Below are 23,262 nucleotides of genomic sequence, written 5' to 3' on the forward strand. Positions count from 1 at the left end.
TTTCTAACAAAAGGAGGTCAATCTATTGGATCAGGCCGCTGCCTGCCTAACGATTTGCAGAATCAATCAATTATTATCCCCATCCCTTCTATTAAAATGGTGGAAAGCCGATCCGTCTATGTCGCTGACATCACCTGTGTTACAAACGGTTACTCGTGATCAAATAAAAGCAGCTGCATTAAAAAACGAAATAGAACAACTTTATCCAAAGCTCCAGCGTGTACTTGCTGCTTATCGTGAGCAAGGCATTAACACCATCCCTATTTCTTCAAAGCAATATCCTTTCTGGCTTAAAAGCATTTATGATCCCCCCGCCGTACTGTTTGCAAAAGGTGATATGACTCTTCTTTCGAAAGGGAGAAAAATTGGAATTGTAGGGACAAGAAATCCAACAGCTTATGGGAAACAAGTTGTCAATCATCTTACAAAAGAGATCTGTCGTAAAGGTTGGGTGATTGTCAGCGGACTGGCGTCTGGGATAGACGGAATGTCCCATGCTGCAAGTATTAAGGCGAAGGGGCGGACAATTGGCGTCATTGCAGGCGGATTTCAGCACATTTATCCCCGAGAAAACCTTCAGTTAGCAGATCACATGGCTAAACACCATATCCTGCTGTCAGAGCACCCACCTGAAACTAAACCCCAAAAATGGCATTTCCCTATGAGAAACCGTATTATCAGCGGACTAAGTGAAGGCGTTATTGTTGTTCAGGGCAAAGAAAAAAGCGGTTCACTGATTACTGCCTATCAAGCATTGGAACAAGGGAGAGAGGTATTTGCCGTACCCGGTTCATTGTTTGACCCTTACGCCGGAGGTCCTATAAAACTTATCCAGCAGGGGGCTAAAGCCATATGGTCAGCAGAGGATATTTTCGAGGAACTTTCTGAGAGAAACGTTCAATATACGGAACCCTTTTGAATTATCGTTTGACAAACGGTATTGTAATATTTAATAATAGTGAGGATTTAAAGTTGCATATTGTTTTCTATTTAATTAATGACGTTCATGATAAAGAATGAAATGTTGAAAGCCAAATAAAGACAGCTGCAAAAATAAAATTGAAATATCTTGAAAAGAGAGAGAACACCTCTTGAGGGGGATGAAAATGTCTGATTATCTAGTCATCGTGGAATCGCCCGCTAAGGCGAAAACGATTGAACGTTACTTAGGTAAAAAATATAAAGTAAAAGCATCAATGGGACATGTCCGGGATCTTCCAAAAAGTCAAATGGGAGTTGACATAGAACAGAATTTTGAACCGAAATATATTACCATTCGAGGTAAAGGCCCGGTATTAAAAGAGCTGAAAACGGCTGCGAAAAAAGCCAAAAAAGTGTATCTCGCAGCCGACCCCGACAGAGAAGGGGAAGCGATTGCATGGCATTTGGCACACAGTCTTGATTTAGATCTCAACTCAGACTGCCGTGTGGTGTTTAACGAAATTACAAAAGACGCTATTAAGGAATCGTTTAAGCATCCCCGCATGATCAATATGGATTTAGTGGATGCACAGCAAGCGAGACGTATTTTAGACAGGCTTGTCGGATATAAAATCAGTCCAATCTTATGGAAAAAAGTCAAAAAAGGGCTTAGCGCAGGACGCGTGCAATCCGTTGCCCTCCGTTTGATTATTGACCGTGAAAAAGAGATTAACGACTTTAAGCCTGAGGAATATTGGACAATTGACGGTACGTTCTTAAAAGGTCAAGAAACCTTTGAAGCGAGCTTTTTCGGGAAAAACAGCAAAAAACTTCCTTTAAGTAGTGAAGCTGATGTAAAAGAGATTCTTTCTCAGCTCAAAGGGAATCAATATACAGTTGAAAAAGTAACCAAAAAGGAACGCAAACGTAATCCCGCTTTGCCTTTTACCACTTCTACCCTGCAGCAGGAAGCGGCTCGCAAGCTCAATTTCAGAGCGAAGAAAACGATGATGATTGCACAGCAATTATATGAAGGAATTGATTTAGGAAGAGAAGGAACGGTTGGTCTGATCACGTATATGAGAACGGATTCAACCCGTATTTCAAATACGGCTGTTGATGAAGCAGCTGCATTTATTGATCAGACATATGGAAAAGAGTTCCTAGGCGGAAAACGGAAGCCGGCGAAAAAGAATGAAAATGCCCAGGATGCCCACGAAGCAATTCGGCCGACATCAGTTCTTAGAAAACCAAGTGAATTAAAAGCAGTCCTTGGCAGAGACCAAATGAGACTGTATAAACTAATTTGGGAGCGTTTTGTTGCCAGTCAAATGGCACCGGCTGTTCTCGATACAATGAGTGTCGACCTGACAAACAACGGTTTGACATTTCGTGCAAATGGAAGTAAAGTCAAGTTTTCCGGGTTTATGAAGGTGTATGTTGAAGGAAAAGACGATCAAATGGAAGAAAAAGACCGGATGCTGCCTGACTTACAAGAAGGCGACACGGTATTATCAAAAGATATAGAACCTGAGCAGCATTTTACCCAGCCGCCTCCGCGATATACTGAGGCCCGGCTTGTTAAAACCCTTGAAGAACGCGGTATCGGCCGTCCATCCACATATGCTCCGACACTTGATACTATTCAGCGGCGCGGCTACGTGGCATTGGATAATAAACGTTTCGTTCCGACTGAATTAGGTCAGATCGTTCTTGACTTGATCATGGAGTTTTTCCCCGAGATCATTAACGTTGAGTTTACAGCTAAAATGGAGAGAGATCTTGATCATGTTGAAGAAGGAAATACCGAATGGGTCAAGATTATCGATAATTTCTACACCGATTTTGAAAAACGCGTGAAAAAAGCCGAATCGGAAATGAAGGAAGTTGAGATTGAACCAGAGTATGCTGGAGAGGATTGTGAATTGTGCAGTTCTCCAATGGTATATAAAATGGGACGGTATGGTAAATTCTTAGCTTGCTCCAACTTCCCTGACTGCCGGAACACGAAACCGATTGTGAAACAAATCGGTGTGAAGTGCCCGAGCTGCGGAGAAGGAAACATTGTTGAGCGAAAATCGAAAAAGAAACGGGTGTTTTACGGCTGTGACCGTTATCCGGACTGTGAATTCGTATCATGGGACAAACCAATTGAACGAAAATGCCCGAAATGCGGAAAAATGCTCGTCGAGAAAAAACTCAAAAAAGGCATACAAGTCCAATGCGTGGAATGCGATTATAAGGAAGAACCACAGAAGTAGCGGTGAGCAGGGTCTTGCTCACCTTCTTTGTGTGTTAAAAGAAGGCCTTGAATAATAAACTAGGAGATGTGAAAGATGAACCAACAAATAGTAAATGTAATCGGAGCCGGACTTGCAGGAAGTGAAGCAGCATGGCAGCTTGCCAAACGAGGGATTCAAGTCAAATTGTATGAAATGCGGCCAGTTAAACAAACGCCTGCGCACCATACAGATAAATTTGCAGAGCTTGTCTGCAGCAACTCTCTTCGCTCTAATACACTTGCTAACGCTGTCGGTGTATTAAAGGAAGAAATGCGTGCGCTTGATTCAGCCATTATCGCTGCGGCTGACGAATGTTCGGTGCCTGCCGGGGGCGCTCTTGCAGTAGACCGTCATGAATTTGCCGCAAGTGTGACAAATCGGGTGAAAAATCATCCAAACGTAACCGTTATTAATGAAGAAGTGACTGAAATTCCTGAAGGCCCTACTATCATCGCAACGGGTCCGTTAACATCTGAATCGCTGTCTGCCCAGCTGAAGGAGCTGACTGGAGAGGACTATTTATATTTTTATGACGCAGCGGCGCCGATTGTAGAAAAAGACAGCCTTGATATGGATAAAGTGTATCTGAAATCCCGTTATGATAAAGGTGAAGCAGCATATTTGAACTGCCCGATGACAGAAGAAGAGTTTGACCGTTTTCATGAAGCATTAACATCAGCAGAAACAGTGCCGTTAAAAGAATTTGAAAAAGAGATTTTCTTTGAAGGCTGCATGCCGATTGAAGTCATGGCAAAACGGGGTAAGAAAACAATGCTTTTCGGTCCGATGAAACCGGTTGGTCTAGAGCATCCTGTTACAGGAAAACGCCCTTATGCCGTCGTTCAGCTCAGACAAGATGATGCTGCGGGAACACTTTATAATATTGTAGGATTCCAGACACATTTAAAATGGGGAGACCAAAAGGAAGTTCTCAAGTTGATTCCAGGACTTGAAAATGTAGAAATCGTCAGATATGGCGTGATGCATAGAAACACATTTATTAACTCTCCAAGCCTGTTAAAGCCGACTTATCAATTTAAAAACCGCAGTGATCTGTTCTTTGCAGGCCAAATGACGGGAGTAGAAGGATATGTGGAATCAGCTGCCTCAGGACTTGTAGCAGGCATTAATGCGGCGAAGCTTGTATTGGGAGAAGAGCTTGTGATCTTCCCTCAGGAAACAGCAATTGGCAGTATGGCACATTATATTACAACAACAAACCAGAAGAACTTCCAGCCGATGAATGCAAACTTTGGGCTTTTGAAAGAATTGCCAGTTAAAATTAAAAATAAAAAAGAACGAAATGAACAATACGCGAACCGTGCGATTGAAACAATTCAAACAATTTCGAAAACAATATAGGTATTGATTGCAACCTGAGCGCGATTTGTGATACCATTTAAAAGCCCTTCCTGGGGAGGTATTAGGCATGGAGAATGTTAAGAATTTCGTAAAGTTATTCGTTGAATATTTACAAATTGAAAAAAATTATTCACAATATACTATTGTGAATTATGTGGATTCAATTGAAGAATTCGAGACTTTCCTGCGCGTTCAAGGTATAAATGGATTTGAAGAAGCTGCATATCAAGATACTAGGATTTTTTTGACAAAAGCCTATGAAAAAGGTTTATCGAGAAGAACAATAAGCAAAAAGATATCTGCATTAAGAAGCTTTTATAAGTTTCTGATGCGGGAAAAGCTTATTGAAGAAAATCCGTTTCAGCTTGTTCATCTGCCAAAACAGGAGAAACGGATACCGAAGTTTCTATATCAAAAAGAGCTTGAGGAGCTGTTTGAAGTTTCAGATATAAGCCAGCCGGCCGGAATGAGGGATCAAGCGCTGTTAGAGCTGCTCTATGCCACCGGAATGAGGGTCAGTGAATGCTGTTCCATAACTATTAACGACGTTGATTTATTTATGGACACTGTGCTTGTTCACGGCAAAGGCAAGAAGCAGCGCTATATCCCCTTTGGGTCTTATGCCCGCGAAGCGTTGAAGGTATACATGAATAGCGGAAGACAGTGCTTGCTGATGAAGGCAAAAGAACCTCATGATCTATTATTCGTAAATCAAAGAGGCGGACCGCTTACAGCCCGTGGCATCAGACATATTTTAAGCGGGCTTGTTCAAAAAGCGTCAAGCACTTTACATATCCATCCGCATATGCTTCGACATACGTTCGCCACGCATCTGTTAAATGAAGGAGCGGATTTGAGAAGCGTTCAAGAACTGCTCGGGCATTCCAATCTGTCTTCTACACAGATATACACGCATGTTTCGAAGGAAATGTTGAGAAACACATATATGTCTCACCATCCAAGAGCATTTAAGAAAAATTAAAGGAGGCCCTTTATGTCATCTTTTCATGCGACCACAATATTTGCCGTACAGCATAAAGGACGAAGCGCTATGTCCGGAGACGGCCAAGTAACATTTGGTCAGGCTGTTGTCATGAAACACACGGCACGGAAAGTGAGAAAACTGTTTAACGGCAAAGTTCTTGCTGGTTTTGCGGGATCTGTTGCAGACGCTTTCACTTTATTCGAAAAGTTTGAAGCTAAGCTTGAAGAATATAACGGCAACTTAAAACGGGCGGCTGTTGAGCTTGCGAAGGAATGGCGCAGTGATAAAGTGCTAAGAAAGCTCGAAGCCATGCTGATTGTTATGAATCAGGATACTTTGCTTCTCGTATCGGGAACAGGCGAGGTGATCGAACCAGATGACGGCATTCTCGCGATTGGATCAGGAGGCAATTACGCTTTGGCAGCGGGAAGAGCACTGAAAAAGCATGCCGGTGAAAGCATGTCTGCAAGTGAGATTGCCAGAGCCGCGTTAGAAACAGCAGGCGAAATTTGTGTTTACACGAACGATCAAATCATACTGGAAGAGCTTGAATAGAAAGGACTTGAGGCGCATGGAAAAAAAACCGTTAACTCCTAGACAGATTGTAGATCGGTTAGACCAATATATTGTCGGTCAGCAAAATGCGAAAAAAGCTGTCGCCGTGGCATTAAGAAACCGCTATAGAAGAAGTCTTCTGGATGAAAAGCTGAAGGACGAGGTCGTTCCGAAAAACATTTTAATGATGGGTCCTACCGGCGTCGGGAAAACTGAAATTGCCAGACGAATCGCCAAGCTTTCAGGTGCGCCATTTATCAAAATTGAAGCTACTAAATTTACCGAAGTCGGCTATGTAGGCAGAGATGTTGAATCAATGGTCAGAGATCTTGTGGAGACTTCTGTTCGGCTTATCAAAGAAGAGAAAATGAATGAAGTAAAGGAACAGGCAGAAGAAAATGCAAACAAACGCATTGTTCGTCTGTTAGTTCCTGGAAAGAAAAAACAATCTGGCGTTAAAAATCCGTTTGAAATGTTTTTTGGAGGCAGCCAGCCGAATGGTGAAGATGAGGCGGAGAGCCAGGAAGAAGCAAACATCGAAGAAAAAAGAAAACGAATGGCGCATCAGCTGGCTTTAGGAGAGCTCGAAGACTACTATGTAACAGTAGAAGTCGAAGAGCAGCAGCCTTCCATGTTTGACATGCTGCAGGGCTCGGGTATGGAGCAGATGGGTATGAACATGCAGGATGCGCTGAGCGGATTAATGCCAAAGAAAAAGAAACGGCGCAAAATGACAGTCAGAGAAGCCAGAAAAGTCCTGACGAATGAAGAAGCAAGCAAACTCATCGATATGGATGAAGTCAGCCAGGAAGCTGTTCAGAGAGCAGAAGAGAGCGGGATTATCTTTATCGATGAGATTGATAAAATCGCAAAGAACGGCGGTGCATCTTCTTCTGCCGATGTTTCAAGAGAAGGCGTTCAGCGGGATATCCTTCCGATTGTTGAGGGTTCTACTGTTGTCACAAAATATGGTTCTGTAAAAACAGACCATGTATTATTTATTGCAGCAGGAGCGTTTCATATGGCCAAACCGTCTGATTTGATTCCTGAGCTACAGGGGCGTTTCCCGATTCGTGTAGAACTGAACAAACTCACGGTAGACGACTTCGTGAGAATTTTGGTTGAGCCGGATAATGCGCTGCTGAAACAATATCAGGCATTATTGCAGACAGAAGGTATATCTCTTGAATTTTCTGACGAAGCTATTCATAAGATTGCTGAAGTTGCTTATCATGTGAACCAGGACACAGATAATATCGGTGCGAGACGCCTTCATACAATACTTGAACGCCTATTAGAAGATTTGTCGTTTGAAGCTCCAGATGTAACGATGGAGAAAATAACGATTACACCACAGTATGTCGAAGAAAAGCTCGGAACGATAGCCAAAAACAAAGATTTAAGTCAATTTATATTGTGAAAAATTTAATATGAGGAATGTTTAGGAGGATTATTTATCATGGCTTTATTACAAAAAACAAGAATTATTAACTCCATGCTGCAAGCTGCGGCAGGGAAACCGGTAAACTTCAAGGAAATGGCGGAGACGCTGCGGGATGTAATTGATTCCAATATTTTCGTTGTAAGCCGCAGAGGGAAACTCCTTGGGTATTCTATTAACCAGCAAATTGAAAATGATCGTATGAAAAAAATGCTTGAGGATCGTCAATTCCCTGAAGAGTATACGAAAAATCTGTTTAATGTCCCTGAAACATCTTCTAACTTGGATATTAATAGTGAATATACTGCTTTCCCTGTTGAGAACAGAGATCTGTTCCAAGCTGGTTTAACAACAATTGTGCCGATCATCGGAGGCGGGGAAAGATTAGGAACACTTATTCTTTCACGTTTACAAGATCAATTCAATGACGATGACTTAATTCTAGCTGAATACGGCGCAACAGTTGTCGGAATGGAAATCCTAAGAGAAAAAGCAGAAGAAATTGAAGAGGAAGCAAGAAGCAAAGCTGTCGTACAAATGGCTATCAGCTCGCTTTCTTACAGTGAACTTGAAGCAATTGAGCACATTTTTGAGGAGCTTGACGGAAACGAAGGTCTTCTTGTTGCAAGTAAAATTGCTGACCGTGTCGGCATTACCCGTTCTGTTATTGTGAACGCACTCAGAAAGCTGGAGAGCGCCGGTGTTATCGAGTCTAGATCATTAGGAATGAAAGGTACTTATATCAAGGTACTAAACAACAAATTCCTAATTGAATTAGAAAATCTAAAATCTCATTAATCACAAAAAGAACCCTTTTTGAGGGTTCTTTTTTTATTTCAAATAAAGGAAATCAATAAGCTTTATTTCCTGGGTTGAAAGTCTTTCTATGTAATAATTTTAATAAATTTTGCATTTTTCTTCAAAAAGTTTCAAAAATGCCGAAAAGAAAGGAGAAAAAACAGAAATTCTGCTATTTTCAGGCTTATATCAAGGCGAGAAATGTAGTTCTAACAATCTAGGACTTTATACCTAGTTGTAAAATAGATAATTGTGAGGACATTTTTTTACACGAACTTCATAGACTTTATGCCTGTTATTTCTTACAATAAGCATATAGTTTTACAATTCTCGACAAGGATATTGAGGGTGAAAAAAACTGAAATGGAGGTAAGTGGATTTGAGCTTATTTTCTGGAACGATACAAAATCTTGAAAATGCCTTGAGCAGAGCGGATATTAAGCAAAAAGTCATAACTAATAATATCGCCAATATAGATACACCGAACTATAAGGCGAAAAAAGTCTCTTTCCAAAATTTATTAGATCAAGAATCCTCACGTCTTGATGCGATAAAAACAGACTATCGTCATGTTGATTTTTCTGATACTGATTCGAATTATTCAATTGTTGCGAGCGGAGATACATCGTATCAGCAAAACGGAAACAATGTTGATGTTGACAAAGAGATGACAGAATTGGCGCAAAATCAAATCAACTATCAAGCATTGGTTGAAAGAATGAACGGTAAATTTAATTCGCTGAAGACCGTATTAACAGGAGGAAAATGATGACAGCTTTTCAGAGCTTAAATGTTTCAGCATCAGCTTTAACTGCTCAGCGAGTCAGAATGGACGTTGTATCATCTAACTTAGCAAATATGGATACGACAAGAGCTAAGCAGGTGAATGGAGAGTGGGTGCCTTACAGAAGGAAAATGGTCTCCCTTCAGTCAAAAGGTGAATCGTTCTCTTCCATTCTCAATTCTCAAATGAGCGGAAGCGGTAGTGCTGGAAACGGTGTGAAGGTTTCAAAAATTACGGAGGATGATTCGGATTTTAATCTTGTCTATGATCCGACAGACCCTGATGCAAACGCTGAAGGATATGTACAAAAGCCTAATGTTGATCCATTAAAGGAAATGGTTGATCTTGTCAGCAGCACCAGATCATATGAGGCGAATGTCACGGCGATGAATGCCACAAAGGGGATGCTGATGAAGGCGTTAGAAATCGGAAAGTAGGTGAATGAATGTGATTAATGCAATTTCTCCTTTTCAGGTTCAAAATACTCAAAACACTCAAAATGCAACAAATCAAGTAAACAATAGCCAAAAAACAGATTCTTCAAATCAAACAAGCTTTTCGGAGCTTTTAAAAAACTCTATTAGTTCGTTAAATGAGTCCCAAGTAGCTTCTGACAACATGACTAATGCCTTGGCTGCAGGAAAAGATGTAAATCTTGATGAGGTCATGATCGCCGCTCAAAAAGCTAGCATCTCTCTAACTGCAGCAACAGAGTTCCGCAATAAAGCTGTGGAAGCTTATCAGGAGATTATGAGAATGCAAATGTAGGGGGTCTGACGATTTAGAGAAAGAGTGGAATGACCGGGGGTTAACATGAATCGTACTCTAATGCAAATGAAAAACAAAACGAGTGAGTTTTGGAAAAATAGATCTAAATTACAAAAGATTTTAATGGTTAGTGTGTTAGCGGCAATTATTATTATCGGAATTATTATTAGTGTTTTTGCTTCAAATTCTAAAATGGCGCCGCTGTACAAAGATTTGTCTGCCGAAGAAGCAGGACAAATCAAAGAAGAATTGGATGCAAAAAAAGTGCCAAACGAACTTTCGAATGGCGGTACAGTGATTAGTGTTCCGGAGGATCAGGTTGATTCTTTGAAAGTGCAGATGGCTGCAGAAGGACTTCCTAAAACCGGATCAATTGATTATTCATTTTTTGGACAGAATGCCGGCTTTGGTTTGACAGACAATGAGTTTGATATGGTGAAAGTAAAAGCTACACAGACAGAACTGTCAAACTTGATCAATGAAATGGACGGTATTAAAAATTCAAAAGTAATGATTAATCTCCCGAAAGACGCTGTGTTTGTCGGTGAGGAGCAATCTGCAGCATCTGCATCAATCGTTCTGCAGATTCAACCGGGTTATACACTTGATCAAAGCCAGATCAACGGATTATATCATCTGGTATCTAAAAGCGTGCCAAACCTAAAAGAAGATAACATCGTCATCATGGACCAAAATTCTACATACTACGACAAATCAGACAGCGATGCAGGGTCCTACGCGGATAGTTATTCTTCTCAGCAAGGAATTAAGTCTCAAGTTGAAAAAGACATTCAAAAACATGTACAGTCACTGCTGGGTACGATGATGGGCCAAGATAAAGTCGTTGTCTCCGTTACAGCAGACATTGATTTCACAAAAGAAAATCGGACAGAAGACATTGTCGAACCTGTGGATAAAGAAAACATGGAAGGCATTGCAGTCAGCGCTGAAAAGGTATCTGAAACATATCAGGGCGACGGTGCAGCCAACGGCGGAACTGCCGGAACCGGCGAGGAAGATGTAACAAATTATAAGGCTGACGGTGAAAATACCGAAAGCGGGAACTACGAAAAAAACAGCAACAAAATCAATTACGAGGTTAACCGAATTCATAAAGAAATCGCTGAAAGTCCTTATAAGGTCAGAGATTTAGGGATTCAAGTAATGGTAGAGCCGCCTGATGCCAAAAACACAGCGTCGCTATCAACTGAAAGACAGGATGATATACAAAAAATCCTTTCAACTGTAGTCAGAACATCTTTGGATAAAGATGAAACGCAAAATCAGAATTTATCTGATGCTGATATCAATAATAAGATTGTTGTTTCCGTTCAGCCATTCGACGGAAAAGTCAATTTGGATACAAATACGGAAAAATCCTCAGGTATCCCGCTGTGGGCATATATTGTAGGCGGTGTTTTAATCGCAGCGATCATTGTTCTGATCATTATGCTTATCAGAAAGAAACGGGCGCAAGAGGATGAATTTGAGGAATATGAGTATGAGGTTCCTCAAGAACCAATCAATTTGCCTGATATCAACGAAGAGGAAAATGAAACAGCGGAATCAGTCAGACGAAAACAGCTTGAAAAGATGGCGAAAGACAAGCCGGAAGATTTTGCAAAACTGCTGAGAAGCTGGCTGGCCGAGGATTAGGAGGAATTAGAAATGGCGAGACGTGATCAAGATAAGCTTACAGGAAAACAAAAAGCAGCCATTCTCATGATTTCCTTGGGGTTAGATGTGTCAGCTTCTGTCTATAAGCACTTAACCGATGAAGAAATTGAAAGGCTTACTCTGGAAATATCAGGTGTTCGAAGCGTCGATCATCAAAAAAAGGATGAAATCATAGAAGAATTTCATAATATAGCCATTGCGCAAGATTATATTTCTCAAGGCGGTTTAAGCTATGCAAGACAAGTTCTGGAAAAGGCGCTTGGAGAGGATAAGGCGGAGAACATTCTAAACAGGCTGACTTCTTCTTTGCAGGTTAAACCATTTGATTTTGCCAGAAAAGCGGAGCCAGAACAAATTTTGAATTTTATCCAGCAAGAGCATCCGCAGACGATGGCGTTAATCTTGTCTTATTTAGATCCTGTGCAGGCCGGGCAAATTTTATCCGAGCTGAATCCTGAAGTACAGGCTGAGGTTGCGAGAAGAATCGCGGTTATGGATAGAACATCTCCAGAAATAATTAATGAGGTAGAACGGATTCTGGAACAAAAATTATCTTCTGCATTTACTCAGGATTATACACAAACAGGCGGAATTGAAGCTGTTGTGGAAGTGTTAAACGGGGTAGACAGAGGGACAGAGAAGACGATCTTGGATTCATTGGAAATTCAGGATCCCGATCTTGCTGAAGAAATTAAAAAGCGGATGTTTGTCTTCGAAGATATTGTCACACTTGATAACCGTGCCATTCAGAGAGTCATTCGCGATGTTGAGAACGACGATTTGCTCCTTTCATTAAAGGTTGCAAGCGAGGAAGTCAAAGAAATTGTATTCAACAATATGTCACAGCGTATGGTTGAAACCTTCAAAGAAGAAATGGAATTTATGGGCCCTGTACGCTTGAAAGATGTAGAAGAAGCTCAATCGAGAATTGTAAGCATCGTCAGAAAGCTTGAAGAAGCCGGTGAAATTGTGATAGCAAGAGGCGGAGGGGATGATATTATTGTCTAATATCATTAAACAAGAATCATCTATTTCTCCACAAAAGGAAAAAAGAAAACTTTCTATACAAGAGGTGCGTATTAATCATTCTCACCTTTTGCAGGCTGAAGAGAACCCGGAGGCGCTTATGGTCCGAGTGAAAGAGGAAGCTGACCGGATTTCTGAGCAGGCAAACAGTCATATAGAAAATATTCGCCGTCAAATTGAACAGGAGAAAAACAATTGGGCGGCTGAAAAACAGAAGCTTATTGAAGAAGCAAAAGCCGAGGGCTTTGAACAAGGAGTAGCGCTGGGCAAAGCTGAGGCAATGAAACAGTATGCCGAACTGATCGGCCAAGCAAACAGTATAACTGAAATGTCCAGAAAAGCTGTTGAGGACAAGCTTGAAGACGCTAATGAAGAAATCGTTGAGCTTGCCGTTGCCCTAGCAAAAAAAGTTTGGCAGCAAAAGTCTGATGATAAAGAGGCTTTCCTCCTGCTTGTACAACAGGTTATAAACGAAGTGAAGGAATATGACGATATATCAATTTATGTTGATCCATATTACTATGAGACAATCTTTCAGCAAAAAGATGAAATCCAGCAGCTTCTTTATAAAGAATGCCGGCTTGGCATATATGCTGATGAAAAAGCTCAAAAAGGAACCTGTTATATTGAAACTCCTTTTGGCAGGGTAGATGCGAGTGTTGACACACAATTGATGCAATTGAAAGATAAACTTCTGACAGCGCTGGAAGCAGGTGCAGCTGAATGAAGACACAGAGTCTGATAGATTGTATAGAAATGACAGACTCGTATAAACGGTACGGAAAAGTCAAGCGGGTAATCGGCCTGATGATTGAATCAAAAGGGCCAGCAAGCTCAATTGGCGACGTGTGCCTGATTTATGCAAAAGGACAATCTGGGAAAGTCATTAAAGCTGAGGTAGTCGGCTTCCAGGAAGAAAATATTTTGCTTATGCCTTATTTAGAGGCTGCGAGCATTGCACCTGGCAGCATTGTAGAAGCTACTGGGGAATCACTTCGGGTTAAAGTTGGAACGGGACTGATTGGACAAGTCATCGATGCTTTTGGAGAACCGCTTGACGGAAAACTTCTGCCGAAAGGGCTTTCGCCTGTATCAACGGAGCAATCACCGCCCAACCCGATGAAACGGCCGCCTATCCGTGAAAAGATGGGTGTTGGAGTCAGATCAATTGACAGCTTGCTGACAGTCGGTAAAGGCCAGCGGATTGGAATTTTTGCAGGAAGCGGTGTCGGAAAAAGCACCTTAATGGGAATGATCGCCAAGCAGACAGAGGCTGACTTAAACGTCATTGCACTTGTCGGAGAACGCGGACGAGAGGTTCGGGAGTTTATTGAAAAAGATCTGGGGAAAGAGGGGCTGAAACGATCGATTGTAGTCGTTGCCACCTCAGACCAGCCAGCATTAATGAGATTGAAAGCGGCATATACAGCGACTGCCATTGCCGAGTATTTCCGAGATAAAGGCCAAAATGTCATGTTTATGATGGATTCTGTTACAAGGGTGGCAATGGCGCAGCGAGAGATTGGACTGGCTGCAGGAGAGCCTCCGACGACAAAAGGTTATACACCTTCAGTGTTCGCTATTTTACCTCGTTTACTAGAACGAACGGGTGCAAACGAGCATGGAACCATTACGGCATTTTATACAGTGTTGGTAGACGGGGATGACATGAATGAGCCGATTGCCGATACCGTACGCGGAATTTTAGACGGACATATTGTGTTGGACAGGGCGCTTGCCAATAAAGGCCAGTTTCCTGCAGTTAACGTACTAAAAAGCATCAGCAGGGTGATGTCAAACATATCGACAAGACAGCACCTGGATGCGGCAAATAAATTCCGTGAACTTTTATCGACATATCAAAATTCGGAAGATCTCATTAATATCGGAGCTTACAAAAGAGGATCATCCAGAGAAATTGATGAAGCGATACAATTTTATCCGCAGCTTATTCAATTTTTAAAGCAGGGAACAGACGAACCGGCTTTATTGGAAGAAAGCATTGCTGCATTAACTAGTTTGACAGGAAATGAGGAATAAACGTGGCTTATCAATTTAGATTCCAAAAGCTGCTGGAACTAAAAGAAAATGAAAAAGACCAATCCTTATCCGAGTATCAGCAATCAGTTTCTGAATTTGAAAACGTTGCTGAAAAATTATATGAGAATATGAGCAAAAAAGAATTGCTAGAACAAGATAAGGAAAAGAAATTAAAAAGCGGCATGAGTGTACAAGAAATGAGGCACTACCAACAATTTGTCTCAAATCTTGATAATACGATCTATCACTATCAAAAGCTTGTCATTATGAAAAGAAATCAAATGAATCAAAAACAAGAAATTTTGACAGAGAAAAACATTGAAGTGAAAAAGTTTGAAAAAATGCGTGAAAAACAGTTTAAAATGTTTGCTCTTGAAGATAAAGCTGCAGAAATGAAAGAAATGGACGATATTTCGATTAAGCAGTTTATGATTCAAGGCCATTAGGAGCGAATGTAATGTCCGGCAAAAAGAAAGAATCAGGTAAGTTCCGTTCGGTTTTGCTTATCATTATCCTCCCGCTGATGTTTCTATTAATCGCAGGGGGGATTGTTCTTTGGGCTGCTGGTATCAATGTCATAAAGCCGATACAGGATGCTGCGGCAAAAACGCCGGTTCTTAAAGAATTGGTCCCTGAAACCGAAAATAAAAAAGGCGCAGCATCAAGTAAGGATAGCAGTAATACGGCAGCTCTGGAAAAGACCATTAAGGATCAAAAAAGTGAAATCAGTATATTGAATAAAGATTTAGAAACAAGTAAATCAGAAATCGATAGGCTCAATCAAAAGATCCGTTCACTTGAAAAGACGGCTGAGGATCAAAAAAAGTCATCAGAAGATCATACTGAAGGATCAGCAGACTCGAAAGCTTCTTCTGAAAATGACAAAGTGATCAGTGTGTACAAAAGCATGGACAGCGGAAAGGCTGCTAAAATTATTGCCCAATTAAAGGAGCAAGAAGCACTGAAAATATTGAATGGCCTAAGCAAAAAGCAGCTTGCTGACATATTGGCGAAAATGACTCCTGAGCAAGCAGCAACCTATACAGAAAAAATTGCTGCCAGCCAAGAATAGGGGGAATGAAAGGTGAAGCTGCTTGAATTAGCCGGACCTTTGCTGCAAACCACAACGGGTTCTGCCGCTAAAAACATGAAAAGTAGCCAAGGAGTTTTTCAAAACTGGCTTATGTCTGAGGCTGGATTGAAGGAACTTTCAGAACAAGGAAAGGGAACTCCTAATTCTGAAGATCAGCTTTTAGCAGATGCGCTTAAAAAGATCGGTGAATGGCTAAATGCAAATCCTGAAGACCAAGACAAACAAAATGCGGATCTTTTGCAAACATTAAGCAAACTGACAGGGAAGCAATTGCATGCGAATGCTCTGCAAATGTTGCAAAATCTTTTGCAAGCAGTTGAATCAAAAATGTCAGGCGGGACGGATCAATTGCTCACAGAAACGGAGAAAATCTTTTCAGAAGCTAAAACGGCTCTGAGTGCCAATGATTCTGCTTCTGACATTAATGGAGCACTGAAGTCTGATACAGAGCAATCAAATCAGGAAAATGAAGTATCCGAGCCTGCTAAAGAGCTTATCTATATCCAGATGTTCATTAGCCAGCTCGTAGAAGGGAATAAGCTGACTGATCGCGGGAATGGCAATGAAGCTCATGCCATTTACCAAAATGGAGATCAATTCCTTTCTGCATTAGAAAAGAAGGGTGTATCTCAACAACTAATTCAGGATCTTAAACAGCAAATATTCACTAAAGCTGAGTCAAGTTCAAAACTTTACTCGATGACAGCGTCAGAGCTGAAAAGTTTTCAAAGCTTAATGGATCAAATGTCTATGCTTCCTCAAAAAGGGACCAAAGAATGGAGTTTAGCTGAAAGCCAGCTGAAAGCCTTCTTGTTATCGAAATCATCCGAATCATCACAAGACTTTGGGAAGCGTGTTCTCACACCGCTCTCGCAGAGTTCATCCAGCAAAAATGCATCGGATGTTTCTGGAAGTATTCAGCCTGTAGATAGTAAATCAGGACTCCAAATGCTGTTTTCGGGGTATCGGGGCATAGGAGGAGTTCAAACACTTGATCTGCAGCAGATGTCATCTGATATACCAAATGCCGAAACAAAAACGGTGGCTGATCAAGTGATTAATGCGTGGAAGCAGATGAAATATACGCCTTTCGGCAGATCGACGGGAAGTTTCACTATTCGGCTGAACCCTGAACATTTAGGATTTGTCACAATCAAGCTGACAAATGAAAATGGAATGTTTCAGAGTAAAATCATAGCATCTAGCCAATCAGCAAAAGAATTGCTTGAACAGCATCTTCCTCAGCTGAAGCAATCATTGCCGAATATGGCCGTCCAAATTGACCGTTTTACTCTTCCGGTCCAAAGCGGGGATCAGCCGGTATACGGCCAGTTTGCTGATGAACAGAAACAGCAGCAAGAGGGGCAGAGACAGCAAAGACAGAAAAAGCAATCAAATGATTTTGGCGATCTGCTCGATGAAGTGTCGATGGTTGAAATGGAGGAAGAAGAATGACTTCTATAAGTTCAGAATATAAACTGCCTGAAAAAACGAACACTGTGTCGACGAACAACAGCAGCTTGGGGAAAGACGAGTTTTTAAAAATATTAATGACTCAAGTTCAAAACCAAGATCCGCTTAACCCGGTTGACGATAAAGAATTTATCAGCCAGATGGCGACTTTTTCAAGCTTGGAGCAAATGATGAATCTGAATACGACAATGACTCAATTCGTTGAAAACCAAGATCCGTTTACAACGTATGTTGATTGGATGGGAAAAGAAGTATCTTGGACTGATGGTAAAAGTGCAACAGATAAAACAGGCACAGTAAGCTCTGTTAAACATTTTAAAGGAAATTATTATCTCGTTCTTGATGATGGGACCGAGATCAGTCCTGCGAATGTCATGTCTGTGGGACAATCATCTAAATAAAAACATCTGGGGGAATATATTATGTTACGTTCACTTTATTCTGGAATCAGCGGTATGAAAAACTTTCAAACAAAGCTTGACGTAATCGGCAATAACATTGCCAACGTAAATACAGTAGGATTCAAAAAGAGCCGGGTTACCTTTAAAGATATGGTGAGTCAAACGATTGCCGGCGGTTCTGCTGCTGGTGCAACAATCGGCGGAACAAACTCTAAGCAAATCGGTTTAGGTTCATCATCTGGCACAATTGATACAATTCATTCAACAAGCGCGACACAAAGCACGGGAAGAACACTTGATTTAGCAATCGATGGCGATGGCTATTTTCGAATTGATACAGGCGCCGGAACAGCTTATACAAGAGCAGGGAACTTCTATTTAGATAATACCGGAACACTGGTTACAGGTGATGGCTACCATGTGTTAAATATGAATGGGGGAACAATTAAAATTCCTACTGATGCTCAAAGCTTTAGCATTGGTTCTGATGGAAAGGTGTCAATTGTTGATGCTGAGGGGAAAACACAAGACGGGGGACAAATCGGGATTGTTACTTTTGCCAACAGTGATGGATTGGATAAAATCGGAAGCAACCTATACCGTGAATCTTTAAACTCTGGAACGGCCAGTGCAGCGAACCAGCCTGGTGACGGCGGAACTGGTGCTCTTAAATCAGGATTTCTCGAAATGTCTAACGTCGATTTAACTGACGAATTTACTGAAATGATCGTAGCCCAGCGCGGATTCCAATCAAACTCAAAAATTATTACAACATCTGATGAAATCCTTCAAGAACTGGTTAACCTTAAACGTTAAGGAGGGAGGGGAGGCGAGTAATCGCTTCTCCGCTGTTTTATGATTAAAGTAACCCGTTTGAACGGGCAGCCCTTTACACTGAATGCGCTATTTATTGAACAGATTGAATGTTTTCCGGATACTACAATTACTCTGTCAAATGGTAAGAAGTTTGTAGTAAAAGAAGATGAAGAAGCTGTTCTGGAAAAGATCGCAGCTTTCTACCGAAAAATACAAATATTTGCAATGGATCAAGGAATAGAGGAACCGGAATGAAGAAAAAGTTAATGATCATATTACTAATTATTCTTATCGTAATTGGTGCTCTCGGGGCGGCGGCTTATTTTGTTTTAGGCGGAAAGTCCGAAAAAAGTGAAGCGAAAAAAAGTATTGATGAAATCGTTGCGTCTTCTGTTGATGTAGAAGAGATCACAACAAATTTAAAGTCTGATAACATTATCCGTCTTGCTATTAAGCTTGAAACTGATTCTGATAAATCAAAAGAAGAACTTGAGAAACGTGATTTCCAAGTGAAAGACGCTGTTATATCACTGCTGGCTGATACGAATGCTGATCAGATTGAGGGAGACAAGGGAAAAGAAACCTTTAAGAAGGAACTAAAAGATAAAATAAATAGCTACCTCCAAGAAGGAAAAGTAGAAAAAGTGTATATTACCTCCTTTAATCTGCAATAAAGCATAATTTGACAGAATACGGAGGTGAGGAAAATGTCAGGAGAAGTTCTCTCCCAAAATGAAATAGATGCACTGCTTTCTGCAATATCAACAGGTGAAATGGACGCTGAAGAGCTGAAAAAAGAAGAAAAAGAGAAGAAAGTCAAGGTTTATGATTTCAAACGTGCGCTGCGGTTTTCTAAGGATCAGATCCGCAGTTTAACGAGAATTCATGACAATTTTGCAAGACTTCTTACCACTCATTTTTCTGCTCAGCTCAGAACCTATATTCACATATCTGTCAGTTCTGTTGACCAGGTCCCGTATGAGGAATTTATCAGATCGATCCCGAACATGACGATTCTGAATCTATTTGATGTCCATCCGATGGAAGGCAGAATTATGATGGAGGTCAACCCCACGATAGCTTATACGATGATGGATCGGGTCATGGGCGGGATTGGAATCAGTCATAACAAGGTTGACAGTTTGACAGAAATTGAAACAAAAATCATTTCTAATTTATTTGAAAATGCACTGGGTAATTATAAAGAAGCTTGGCAGTCAATTGCTGATATTGAACCGGAAATGACTGAGTTTGAAGTGAATCCGCAATTTGTTCAGATGGTATCTCCTAATGAAACAGTCGTGGTGATCTCGCTCAATACTCAAATTGGTGAAATCAGCGGTGTCATTAATCTCTGTATCCCGCATATCGTACTCGAGCCGCTCATACCGAAGCTTTCAGTCCACTATTGGATGCAATCAGACCGAAATGAGCCAAAGCCTGAGGAAACAAAGTCGCTTGAAAAACGTATCATGACAGCACAAATACCTGTCGTGGCCGAGCTCGGCACATCTGAACTGACGATAGAAGAGTTTTTAAGTTTAGAAGTCGGAGACTGCATAACTTTGGACAAATCAGTCACGGATCCTCTTACTGTATTGGTCGGAGATAAGCCGAAATTTTTAGGACAAGCCGGCCGGGTGAATCGAAAACAGGCAGTGCAAATTTTAGATCACGACATAAGAGGTGAACAAGATGGAGAATAATAGATTATCTCAAGATGAGATTGACGCGCTTCTTAACGGTACTGGCAGCACGCTTGATGAGCCAGAGGTTCCGGAAGTAGATGACTTATCGGAAATGGAGCGTGATGCGATCGGTGAAATCGGTAATATTTCATTCGGCAGTTCTGCGACAGCACTTTCAACGCTTTTAAATCAAAAGGTCGATATTACGACTCCAAGCGTAACGGTCATTCCAAGAAGTAAAATCAGCGATGCGTTTCCTGAACCGTATGTAGCGATTGAAGTGAATTATACGGAGGGCTTCAGCGGAAGCAACCTGTTAGTCGTGGAACAAAGTGACGCGGCGATCATTGCTGACTTAATGATCGGGGGAGACGGAAAAGGTGCGGACCCTTCACTGGGTGAAATCCATTTAAGTGCGGTTCAAGAAGCAATGAACCAAATGATGGGATCGGCTGCCACATCAATGTCTACTGTATTCAGTAAAAAAATTGATATTTCACCTCCTCGGGTTGAATTGTTGGATGTTACTGAAGAAAAGGGTACAGACCGTATTCCTGATGATGAAATGCTGGTGAAAGTTTCTTTCAACTTAAAGGTGGGAGAATTAATAGACTCCAGCATTATGCAGCTTTACCCATTGACATTTGCGAAAGATTTAATTTCAAGCCTTATGAACTCAGAAAGTGCAGAGGAAGAAGAAACGGTGCAGCCTGAAGTTACATACGAACAGCCGAAAGAGCCTGTGACGCCAGAGCCGCGTATTGAACCGAAGCAACAGCAGCAGCCGCCAAAAAGGCAGGGAACAGCAAAAAAAGCAGCGCCAGTTCAGGTTTCACCGGTGGAATTTTCCGCGTTTGATCCAAACGAAGCTGTACAAGCCCCTATTCATAATCTGGATATGCTTTTGGATATCCCGCTTTCGATTACTGTTGAGCTTGGCAGAACGAAGAGAAGCGTAAAAGAGATTTTAGAGCTTTCTGCCGGAAGTATTATCGAGCTTGATAAATTAGCCGGTGAGCCTGTAGATATTTTAGTTAATCAGCGTATCGTTGCCAAAGGCGAGGTCGTTGTCATTGAAGAAAACTTCGGAGTGAGAGTCACTGACATTTTAAGCCAGGCAGAGCGCATTAATAATTTAAAATAACGAAACACAAGGAGAGAGATAGATTATGGCACATAGAATTTTAATTGTAGATGACGCAGCATTTATGAGAATGATGATTAAAGATATTTTAGTTAAAAATGGTTTTGAAGTTGTGGCGGAAGCTGAAAATGGAGCACAAGCGGTAGAGAAATATAAAGAGCATTCACCTGACCTTGTTACTATGGATATCACGATGCCAGAAATGGATGGTATTACAGCATTAAAAGAAATTAAACAAATTGATGCGCAGGCAAGAATCATCATGTGTTCTGCTATGGGACAGCAATCAATGGTTATTGATGCCATTCAGGCCGGCGCTAAGGATTTCATTGTGAAACCTTTCCAAGCTGACCGTGTGCTTGAAGCAATCAACAAAACATTAAGTTAAAGGGTGTACGACTGTTGAAAAAGAGTCAATATTTTATCGTTTTTATTTGTTTTTTCGTTTTATTGAGTGTACATCCGATTGCTGCTGCCGCGGCAGACTCTGATAATTCAACTGTAAACGAATGGTTTCAAAAGAAAGATGAAAAAACTGCAGATCAATCAGAGCAAAAGAAAGAAAAAACAACAAAAACTGCTGATGAGACGGAGGGAGCGGCTGCTCCTTCTGTCTCAGCTTTTGATTTTGTAAAGATGATTTTCGCTTTATTGTTTGTTATCGTGCTGATTTACGGGCTGGTTAAGCTCATGAACAAAAGAAATCGGCTCCTAAAGCCTTTTCAATATGTTGAAAATATTGGCGGCACATCGGTCGGCCAGAACAGATCCATACAATTGATCAAGGTTGGGAAAAGTGTGCTCGTCGTCGGTGTAGGAGAGACGATCCAGCTGCTGAAAGAAATTGAGGATGAAAAAGAGATTGAAGTCATTCTCAGTCAGCATGAAGAGGCAATGTCAAGCAAAATAGAGTGGCAAAAGTTTGTGAAGCCGCTTAAGAGTTCTGAACATCAGCCGCAGCAAAAACTGCCTTCATTTTCAAAAGCATTAAAAGAGCAACTTGAAGAGTTAAAACAAAACCGTTCTGAAGGAAAGAAGAAAGGCCCACGTCATCATGAATGAGTTTATAAATATTTTCAGTTCAAGCGATCCGGAAAACGTAAGTTCGACTGTTAAATTACTATTATTGTTAACTGTATTTTCAGTGGCGCCTGGAATATTGATTCTTATGACTTGTTTTACTCGCATCGTCATTGTTCTGTCATTTGTCAGAACTTCACTTGCGACGCAATCTATGCCCCCAAACCAGGTTCTTATCGGGCTTGCGCTGTTTTTAACATTTTTTATTATGGCTCCTACTTTTTCAGAAATTAATAAAGAAGCGCTGACCCCATTAATGGACAACAAAATCAGCTTGGATGAAGCGTATACGAAAGCTGAGGAACCGATTAAAGAATTTATGAGTAAACACACAAGGCAGAAGGATCTGGCGCTGTTTATGAATTACGCGAAAATGGATAAACCTGAATCATTAAAGGATATTCCGTTAACAACAATGGTTCCGGCTTTTGCCATATCGGAGCTTAAAACAGCATTTCAAATAGGTTTTATGATTTTTATCCCTTTTTTAATTATAGATATGGTAGTGGCGAGCGTCTTGATGTCAATGGGGATGATGATGCTGCCTCCAGTTATGATTTCTCTGCCCTTTAAAATATTACTTTTTGTTTTGGTAGACGGCTGGTATTTAATTGTGAAATCTTTGCTTCAGAGCTTTTAGGGTAGGTGCTAAACGTGAGTTCAGAATTTGTAATTTCTATGGCGGAAAAAGCCGTATACGTAACGCTGATGATCAGCGGGCCATTATTGGCTATTGCTTTACTGGTCGGTTTAATTGTCAGCATATTTCAGGCGACAACTCAAATCCAGGAACAGACTTTGGCGTTTATTCCGAAAATCGTGGCGGTTCTCCTGGCTCTCATTTTTTTTGGTCCGTGGATGCTGTCGACGATTCTTTCATTTACAACAGAGCTGTTTTCTAATTTAAATCGTTTTGCAGGGTAATGTA

27 protein-coding genes are annotated in these 23,262 nt (G+C 41.1%); all 27 read left to right on the forward strand.

Annotated elements, in window-relative coordinates; translation table 11 throughout:
* Positions 1 to 25: 25 nt before the first annotated feature.
* Positions 26 to 919: a DNA-processing protein DprA gene (gene dprA / locus FB592_RS09370; protein ID WP_141949447.1), complete on the forward strand. Its 894-nt coding sequence runs from the start codon at positions 26 to 28 to the stop codon at positions 917 to 919.
* Between the two features lie 187 nt (positions 920 to 1,106).
* Positions 1,107 to 3,182, forward strand: a complete 2,076-nt coding sequence (topA, locus tag FB592_RS09375; RefSeq protein ID WP_141949448.1) for a type I DNA topoisomerase — start codon at positions 1,107 to 1,109, stop codon at positions 3,180 to 3,182.
* 75 nt (positions 3,183 to 3,257) lie between these two features.
* Positions 3,258 to 4,565, forward strand: a complete 1,308-nt coding sequence (gene trmFO, locus FB592_RS09380; RefSeq protein ID WP_141949449.1) for an FADH(2)-oxidizing methylenetetrahydrofolate--tRNA-(uracil(54)-C(5))-methyltransferase TrmFO — start codon at positions 3,258 to 3,260, stop codon at positions 4,563 to 4,565.
* A gap of 67 nt (positions 4,566 to 4,632) precedes the next feature.
* Positions 4,633 to 5,547, forward strand: a complete 915-nt coding sequence (gene xerC, locus FB592_RS09385) for a tyrosine recombinase XerC (RefSeq protein ID WP_141949450.1) — start codon at positions 4,633 to 4,635, stop codon at positions 5,545 to 5,547.
* 12 nt (positions 5,548 to 5,559) lie between these two features.
* Positions 5,560 to 6,105 (forward strand): ATP-dependent protease subunit ClpQ, encoded by a 546-nt coding sequence (gene clpQ / locus FB592_RS09390; protein WP_003238555.1) that lies wholly within the window; start codon positions 5,560 to 5,562, stop codon positions 6,103 to 6,105.
* A 16-nt stretch (positions 6,106 to 6,121) separates the two neighbouring features.
* Positions 6,122 to 7,525 (forward strand): ATP-dependent protease ATPase subunit HslU, encoded by a 1,404-nt coding sequence (hslU, locus tag FB592_RS09395; protein WP_014476801.1) that lies wholly within the window; start codon positions 6,122 to 6,124, stop codon positions 7,523 to 7,525.
* A gap of 39 nt (positions 7,526 to 7,564) precedes the next feature.
* On the forward strand, positions 7,565 to 8,344 hold the full coding sequence (gene codY, locus FB592_RS09400) for a GTP-sensing pleiotropic transcriptional regulator CodY (protein ID WP_003220850.1): 780 nt from the start codon (positions 7,565 to 7,567) through the stop codon (positions 8,342 to 8,344).
* A gap of 379 nt (positions 8,345 to 8,723) precedes the next feature.
* Complete coding sequence (gene flgB / locus FB592_RS09405; RefSeq protein ID WP_014663964.1) at positions 8,724 to 9,113, forward strand: flagellar basal body rod protein FlgB; 390 nt, start codon at positions 8,724 to 8,726, stop codon at positions 9,111 to 9,113.
* Positions 9,113 to 9,565, forward strand: a complete 453-nt coding sequence (flgC, locus tag FB592_RS09410) for a flagellar basal body rod protein FlgC (protein WP_141949451.1) — start codon at positions 9,113 to 9,115, stop codon at positions 9,563 to 9,565. The genes flgB and flgC overlap by 1 nt, the downstream gene beginning before the upstream one ends.
* 10 nt (positions 9,566 to 9,575) lie before the next feature.
* Positions 9,576 to 9,896, forward strand: a complete 321-nt coding sequence (gene fliE, locus FB592_RS09415; RefSeq protein WP_003238544.1) for a flagellar hook-basal body complex protein FliE — start codon at positions 9,576 to 9,578, stop codon at positions 9,894 to 9,896.
* 45 nt (positions 9,897 to 9,941) lie between these two features.
* A complete protein-coding gene (fliF, locus tag FB592_RS09420; RefSeq protein ID WP_141949452.1) occupies positions 9,942 to 11,552 on the forward strand; it encodes a flagellar basal-body MS-ring/collar protein FliF in 1,611 nt (536 codons plus the stop codon).
* Positions 11,553 to 11,564: 12 nt separating this feature from the next.
* Complete coding sequence (gene fliG, locus FB592_RS09425; protein WP_003231981.1) at positions 11,565 to 12,581, forward strand: flagellar motor switch protein FliG; 1,017 nt, start codon at positions 11,565 to 11,567, stop codon at positions 12,579 to 12,581.
* On the forward strand, positions 12,574 to 13,326 hold the full coding sequence (gene fliH / locus FB592_RS09430; RefSeq protein ID WP_185739356.1) for a flagellar assembly protein FliH: 753 nt from the start codon (positions 12,574 to 12,576) through the stop codon (positions 13,324 to 13,326). Before fliG ends, fliH begins: the two co-directional genes overlap by 8 nt.
* Positions 13,323 to 14,639 carry a flagellar protein export ATPase FliI gene (gene fliI, locus FB592_RS09435; protein WP_141949454.1) on the forward strand — a complete coding sequence of 439 codons (1,317 nt, stop codon included), beginning with the start codon at positions 13,323 to 13,325 and terminating at the stop codon, positions 14,637 to 14,639. The genes fliH and fliI overlap by 4 nt, the downstream gene beginning before the upstream one ends.
* 2 nt (positions 14,640 to 14,641) lie before the next feature.
* Positions 14,642 to 15,085: a flagellar export protein FliJ gene (gene fliJ / locus FB592_RS09440; RefSeq protein ID WP_017694871.1), complete on the forward strand. Its 444-nt coding sequence runs from the start codon at positions 14,642 to 14,644 to the stop codon at positions 15,083 to 15,085.
* A gap of 11 nt (positions 15,086 to 15,096) precedes the next feature.
* Entirely contained in the window at positions 15,097 to 15,711 is a 615-nt protein-coding gene (locus FB592_RS09445; protein ID WP_014479784.1) for a MotE family protein, read from the forward strand.
* Positions 15,712 to 15,723: 12 nt separating this feature from the next.
* A complete protein-coding gene (locus FB592_RS09450) occupies positions 15,724 to 17,187 on the forward strand; it encodes a flagellar hook-length control protein FliK (protein ID WP_141949455.1) in 1,464 nt (487 codons plus the stop codon).
* Positions 17,184 to 17,606: a flagellar hook assembly protein FlgD gene (gene flgD / locus FB592_RS09455; RefSeq protein ID WP_014479786.1), complete on the forward strand. Its 423-nt coding sequence runs from the start codon at positions 17,184 to 17,186 to the stop codon at positions 17,604 to 17,606. The genes FB592_RS09450 and flgD overlap by 4 nt, the downstream gene beginning before the upstream one ends.
* 21 nt (positions 17,607 to 17,627) lie before the next feature.
* Positions 17,628 to 18,422, forward strand: a complete 795-nt coding sequence (gene flgG, locus FB592_RS09460) for a flagellar basal body rod protein FlgG (protein ID WP_064671381.1) — start codon at positions 17,628 to 17,630, stop codon at positions 18,420 to 18,422.
* Between the two features lie 39 nt (positions 18,423 to 18,461).
* On the forward strand, positions 18,462 to 18,677 hold the full coding sequence (gene swrD / locus FB592_RS09465; RefSeq protein WP_003231966.1) for a swarming motility protein SwrD: 216 nt from the start codon (positions 18,462 to 18,464) through the stop codon (positions 18,675 to 18,677).
* A complete protein-coding gene (gene fliL / locus FB592_RS09470) occupies positions 18,674 to 19,096 on the forward strand; it encodes a flagellar basal body-associated protein FliL (protein ID WP_003231964.1) in 423 nt (140 codons plus the stop codon). Before swrD ends, fliL begins: the two co-directional genes overlap by 4 nt.
* 33 nt (positions 19,097 to 19,129) lie before the next feature.
* Complete coding sequence (fliM, locus tag FB592_RS09475) at positions 19,130 to 20,128, forward strand: flagellar motor switch protein FliM (RefSeq protein ID WP_003220879.1); 999 nt, start codon at positions 19,130 to 19,132, stop codon at positions 20,126 to 20,128.
* The gene (fliY, locus tag FB592_RS09480) at positions 20,118 to 21,254 is read left to right on the forward strand and encodes a flagellar motor switch phosphatase FliY (protein WP_014479788.1); all 1,137 of its coding nucleotides are present in this window, start codon (positions 20,118 to 20,120) and stop codon (positions 21,252 to 21,254) included. The genes fliM and fliY overlap by 11 nt, the downstream gene beginning before the upstream one ends.
* Positions 21,255 to 21,279: 25 nt before the next feature.
* Positions 21,280 to 21,642 carry a chemotaxis protein CheY gene (cheY, locus tag FB592_RS09485; protein WP_014476812.1) on the forward strand — a complete coding sequence of 121 codons (363 nt, stop codon included), beginning with the start codon at positions 21,280 to 21,282 and terminating at the stop codon, positions 21,640 to 21,642.
* Between the two features lie 14 nt (positions 21,643 to 21,656).
* Positions 21,657 to 22,316, forward strand: coding sequence for a flagella biosynthesis regulatory protein FliZ (gene fliZ / locus FB592_RS09490; protein WP_046160405.1), 660 nt, complete (start codon positions 21,657 to 21,659; stop codon positions 22,314 to 22,316).
* Positions 22,309 to 22,974 carry a flagellar type III secretion system pore protein FliP gene (gene fliP, locus FB592_RS09495; protein ID WP_003245692.1) on the forward strand — a complete coding sequence of 222 codons (666 nt, stop codon included), beginning with the start codon at positions 22,309 to 22,311 and terminating at the stop codon, positions 22,972 to 22,974. Before fliZ ends, fliP begins: the two co-directional genes overlap by 8 nt.
* A 14-nt stretch (positions 22,975 to 22,988) precedes the next feature.
* Positions 22,989 to 23,258 carry a flagellar biosynthesis protein FliQ gene (gene fliQ, locus FB592_RS09500; protein ID WP_003220888.1) on the forward strand — a complete coding sequence of 90 codons (270 nt, stop codon included), beginning with the start codon at positions 22,989 to 22,991 and terminating at the stop codon, positions 23,256 to 23,258.
* Positions 23,259 to 23,262 lie beyond the last annotated feature (4 nt).

Origin of the sequence: Bacillus sp. SJZ110 (assembly GCF_006715455.1) — a bacterium.
Taxonomy (GTDB): domain Bacteria; phylum Bacillota; class Bacilli; order Bacillales; family Bacillaceae; genus Bacillus; species Bacillus subtilis.

What these genes read in the sequence shown, in the direction of transcription:
- topA (WP_141949448.1), top strand. Translation starts at nt 1,107, where the DNA reads ATGTCTGATTATCTAGTCATCGTGGAATCGCCCGCTAAGGCGAAAACG.
- trmFO (WP_141949449.1), top strand. Translation starts at nt 3,258, where the DNA reads ATGAACCAACAAATAGTAAATGTAATCGGAGCCGGACTTGCAGGAAGT.
- xerC (WP_141949450.1), top strand. Translation starts at nt 4,633, where the DNA reads ATGGAGAATGTTAAGAATTTCGTAAAGTTATTCGTTGAATATTTACAA.
- clpQ (WP_003238555.1), top strand. Translation starts at nt 5,560, where the DNA reads ATGTCATCTTTTCATGCGACCACAATATTTGCCGTACAGCATAAAGGA.
- hslU (WP_014476801.1), top strand. Translation starts at nt 6,122, where the DNA reads ATGGAAAAAAAACCGTTAACTCCTAGACAGATTGTAGATCGGTTAGAC.
- codY (WP_003220850.1), top strand. Translation starts at nt 7,565, where the DNA reads ATGGCTTTATTACAAAAAACAAGAATTATTAACTCCATGCTGCAAGCT.
- flgC (WP_141949451.1), top strand. Translation starts at nt 9,113, where the DNA reads ATGACAGCTTTTCAGAGCTTAAATGTTTCAGCATCAGCTTTAACTGCT.
- fliF (WP_141949452.1), top strand. Translation starts at nt 9,942, where the DNA reads ATGAATCGTACTCTAATGCAAATGAAAAACAAAACGAGTGAGTTTTGG.
- fliG (WP_003231981.1), top strand. Translation starts at nt 11,565, where the DNA reads ATGGCGAGACGTGATCAAGATAAGCTTACAGGAAAACAAAAAGCAGCC.
- fliI (WP_141949454.1), top strand. Translation starts at nt 13,323, where the DNA reads ATGAAGACACAGAGTCTGATAGATTGTATAGAAATGACAGACTCGTAT.
- FB592_RS09445 (WP_014479784.1), top strand. Translation starts at nt 15,097, where the DNA reads ATGTCCGGCAAAAAGAAAGAATCAGGTAAGTTCCGTTCGGTTTTGCTT.
- flgD (WP_014479786.1), top strand. Translation starts at nt 17,184, where the DNA reads ATGACTTCTATAAGTTCAGAATATAAACTGCCTGAAAAAACGAACACT.
- flgG (WP_064671381.1), top strand. Translation starts at nt 17,628, where the DNA reads ATGTTACGTTCACTTTATTCTGGAATCAGCGGTATGAAAAACTTTCAA.
- swrD (WP_003231966.1), top strand. Translation starts at nt 18,462, where the DNA reads ATGATTAAAGTAACCCGTTTGAACGGGCAGCCCTTTACACTGAATGCG.
- fliL (WP_003231964.1), top strand. Translation starts at nt 18,674, where the DNA reads ATGAAGAAAAAGTTAATGATCATATTACTAATTATTCTTATCGTAATT.
- fliM (WP_003220879.1), top strand. Translation starts at nt 19,130, where the DNA reads ATGTCAGGAGAAGTTCTCTCCCAAAATGAAATAGATGCACTGCTTTCT.
- fliY (WP_014479788.1), top strand. Translation starts at nt 20,118, where the DNA reads ATGGAGAATAATAGATTATCTCAAGATGAGATTGACGCGCTTCTTAAC.
- cheY (WP_014476812.1), top strand. Translation starts at nt 21,280, where the DNA reads ATGGCACATAGAATTTTAATTGTAGATGACGCAGCATTTATGAGAATG.
- fliP (WP_003245692.1), top strand. Translation starts at nt 22,309, where the DNA reads ATGAATGAGTTTATAAATATTTTCAGTTCAAGCGATCCGGAAAACGTA.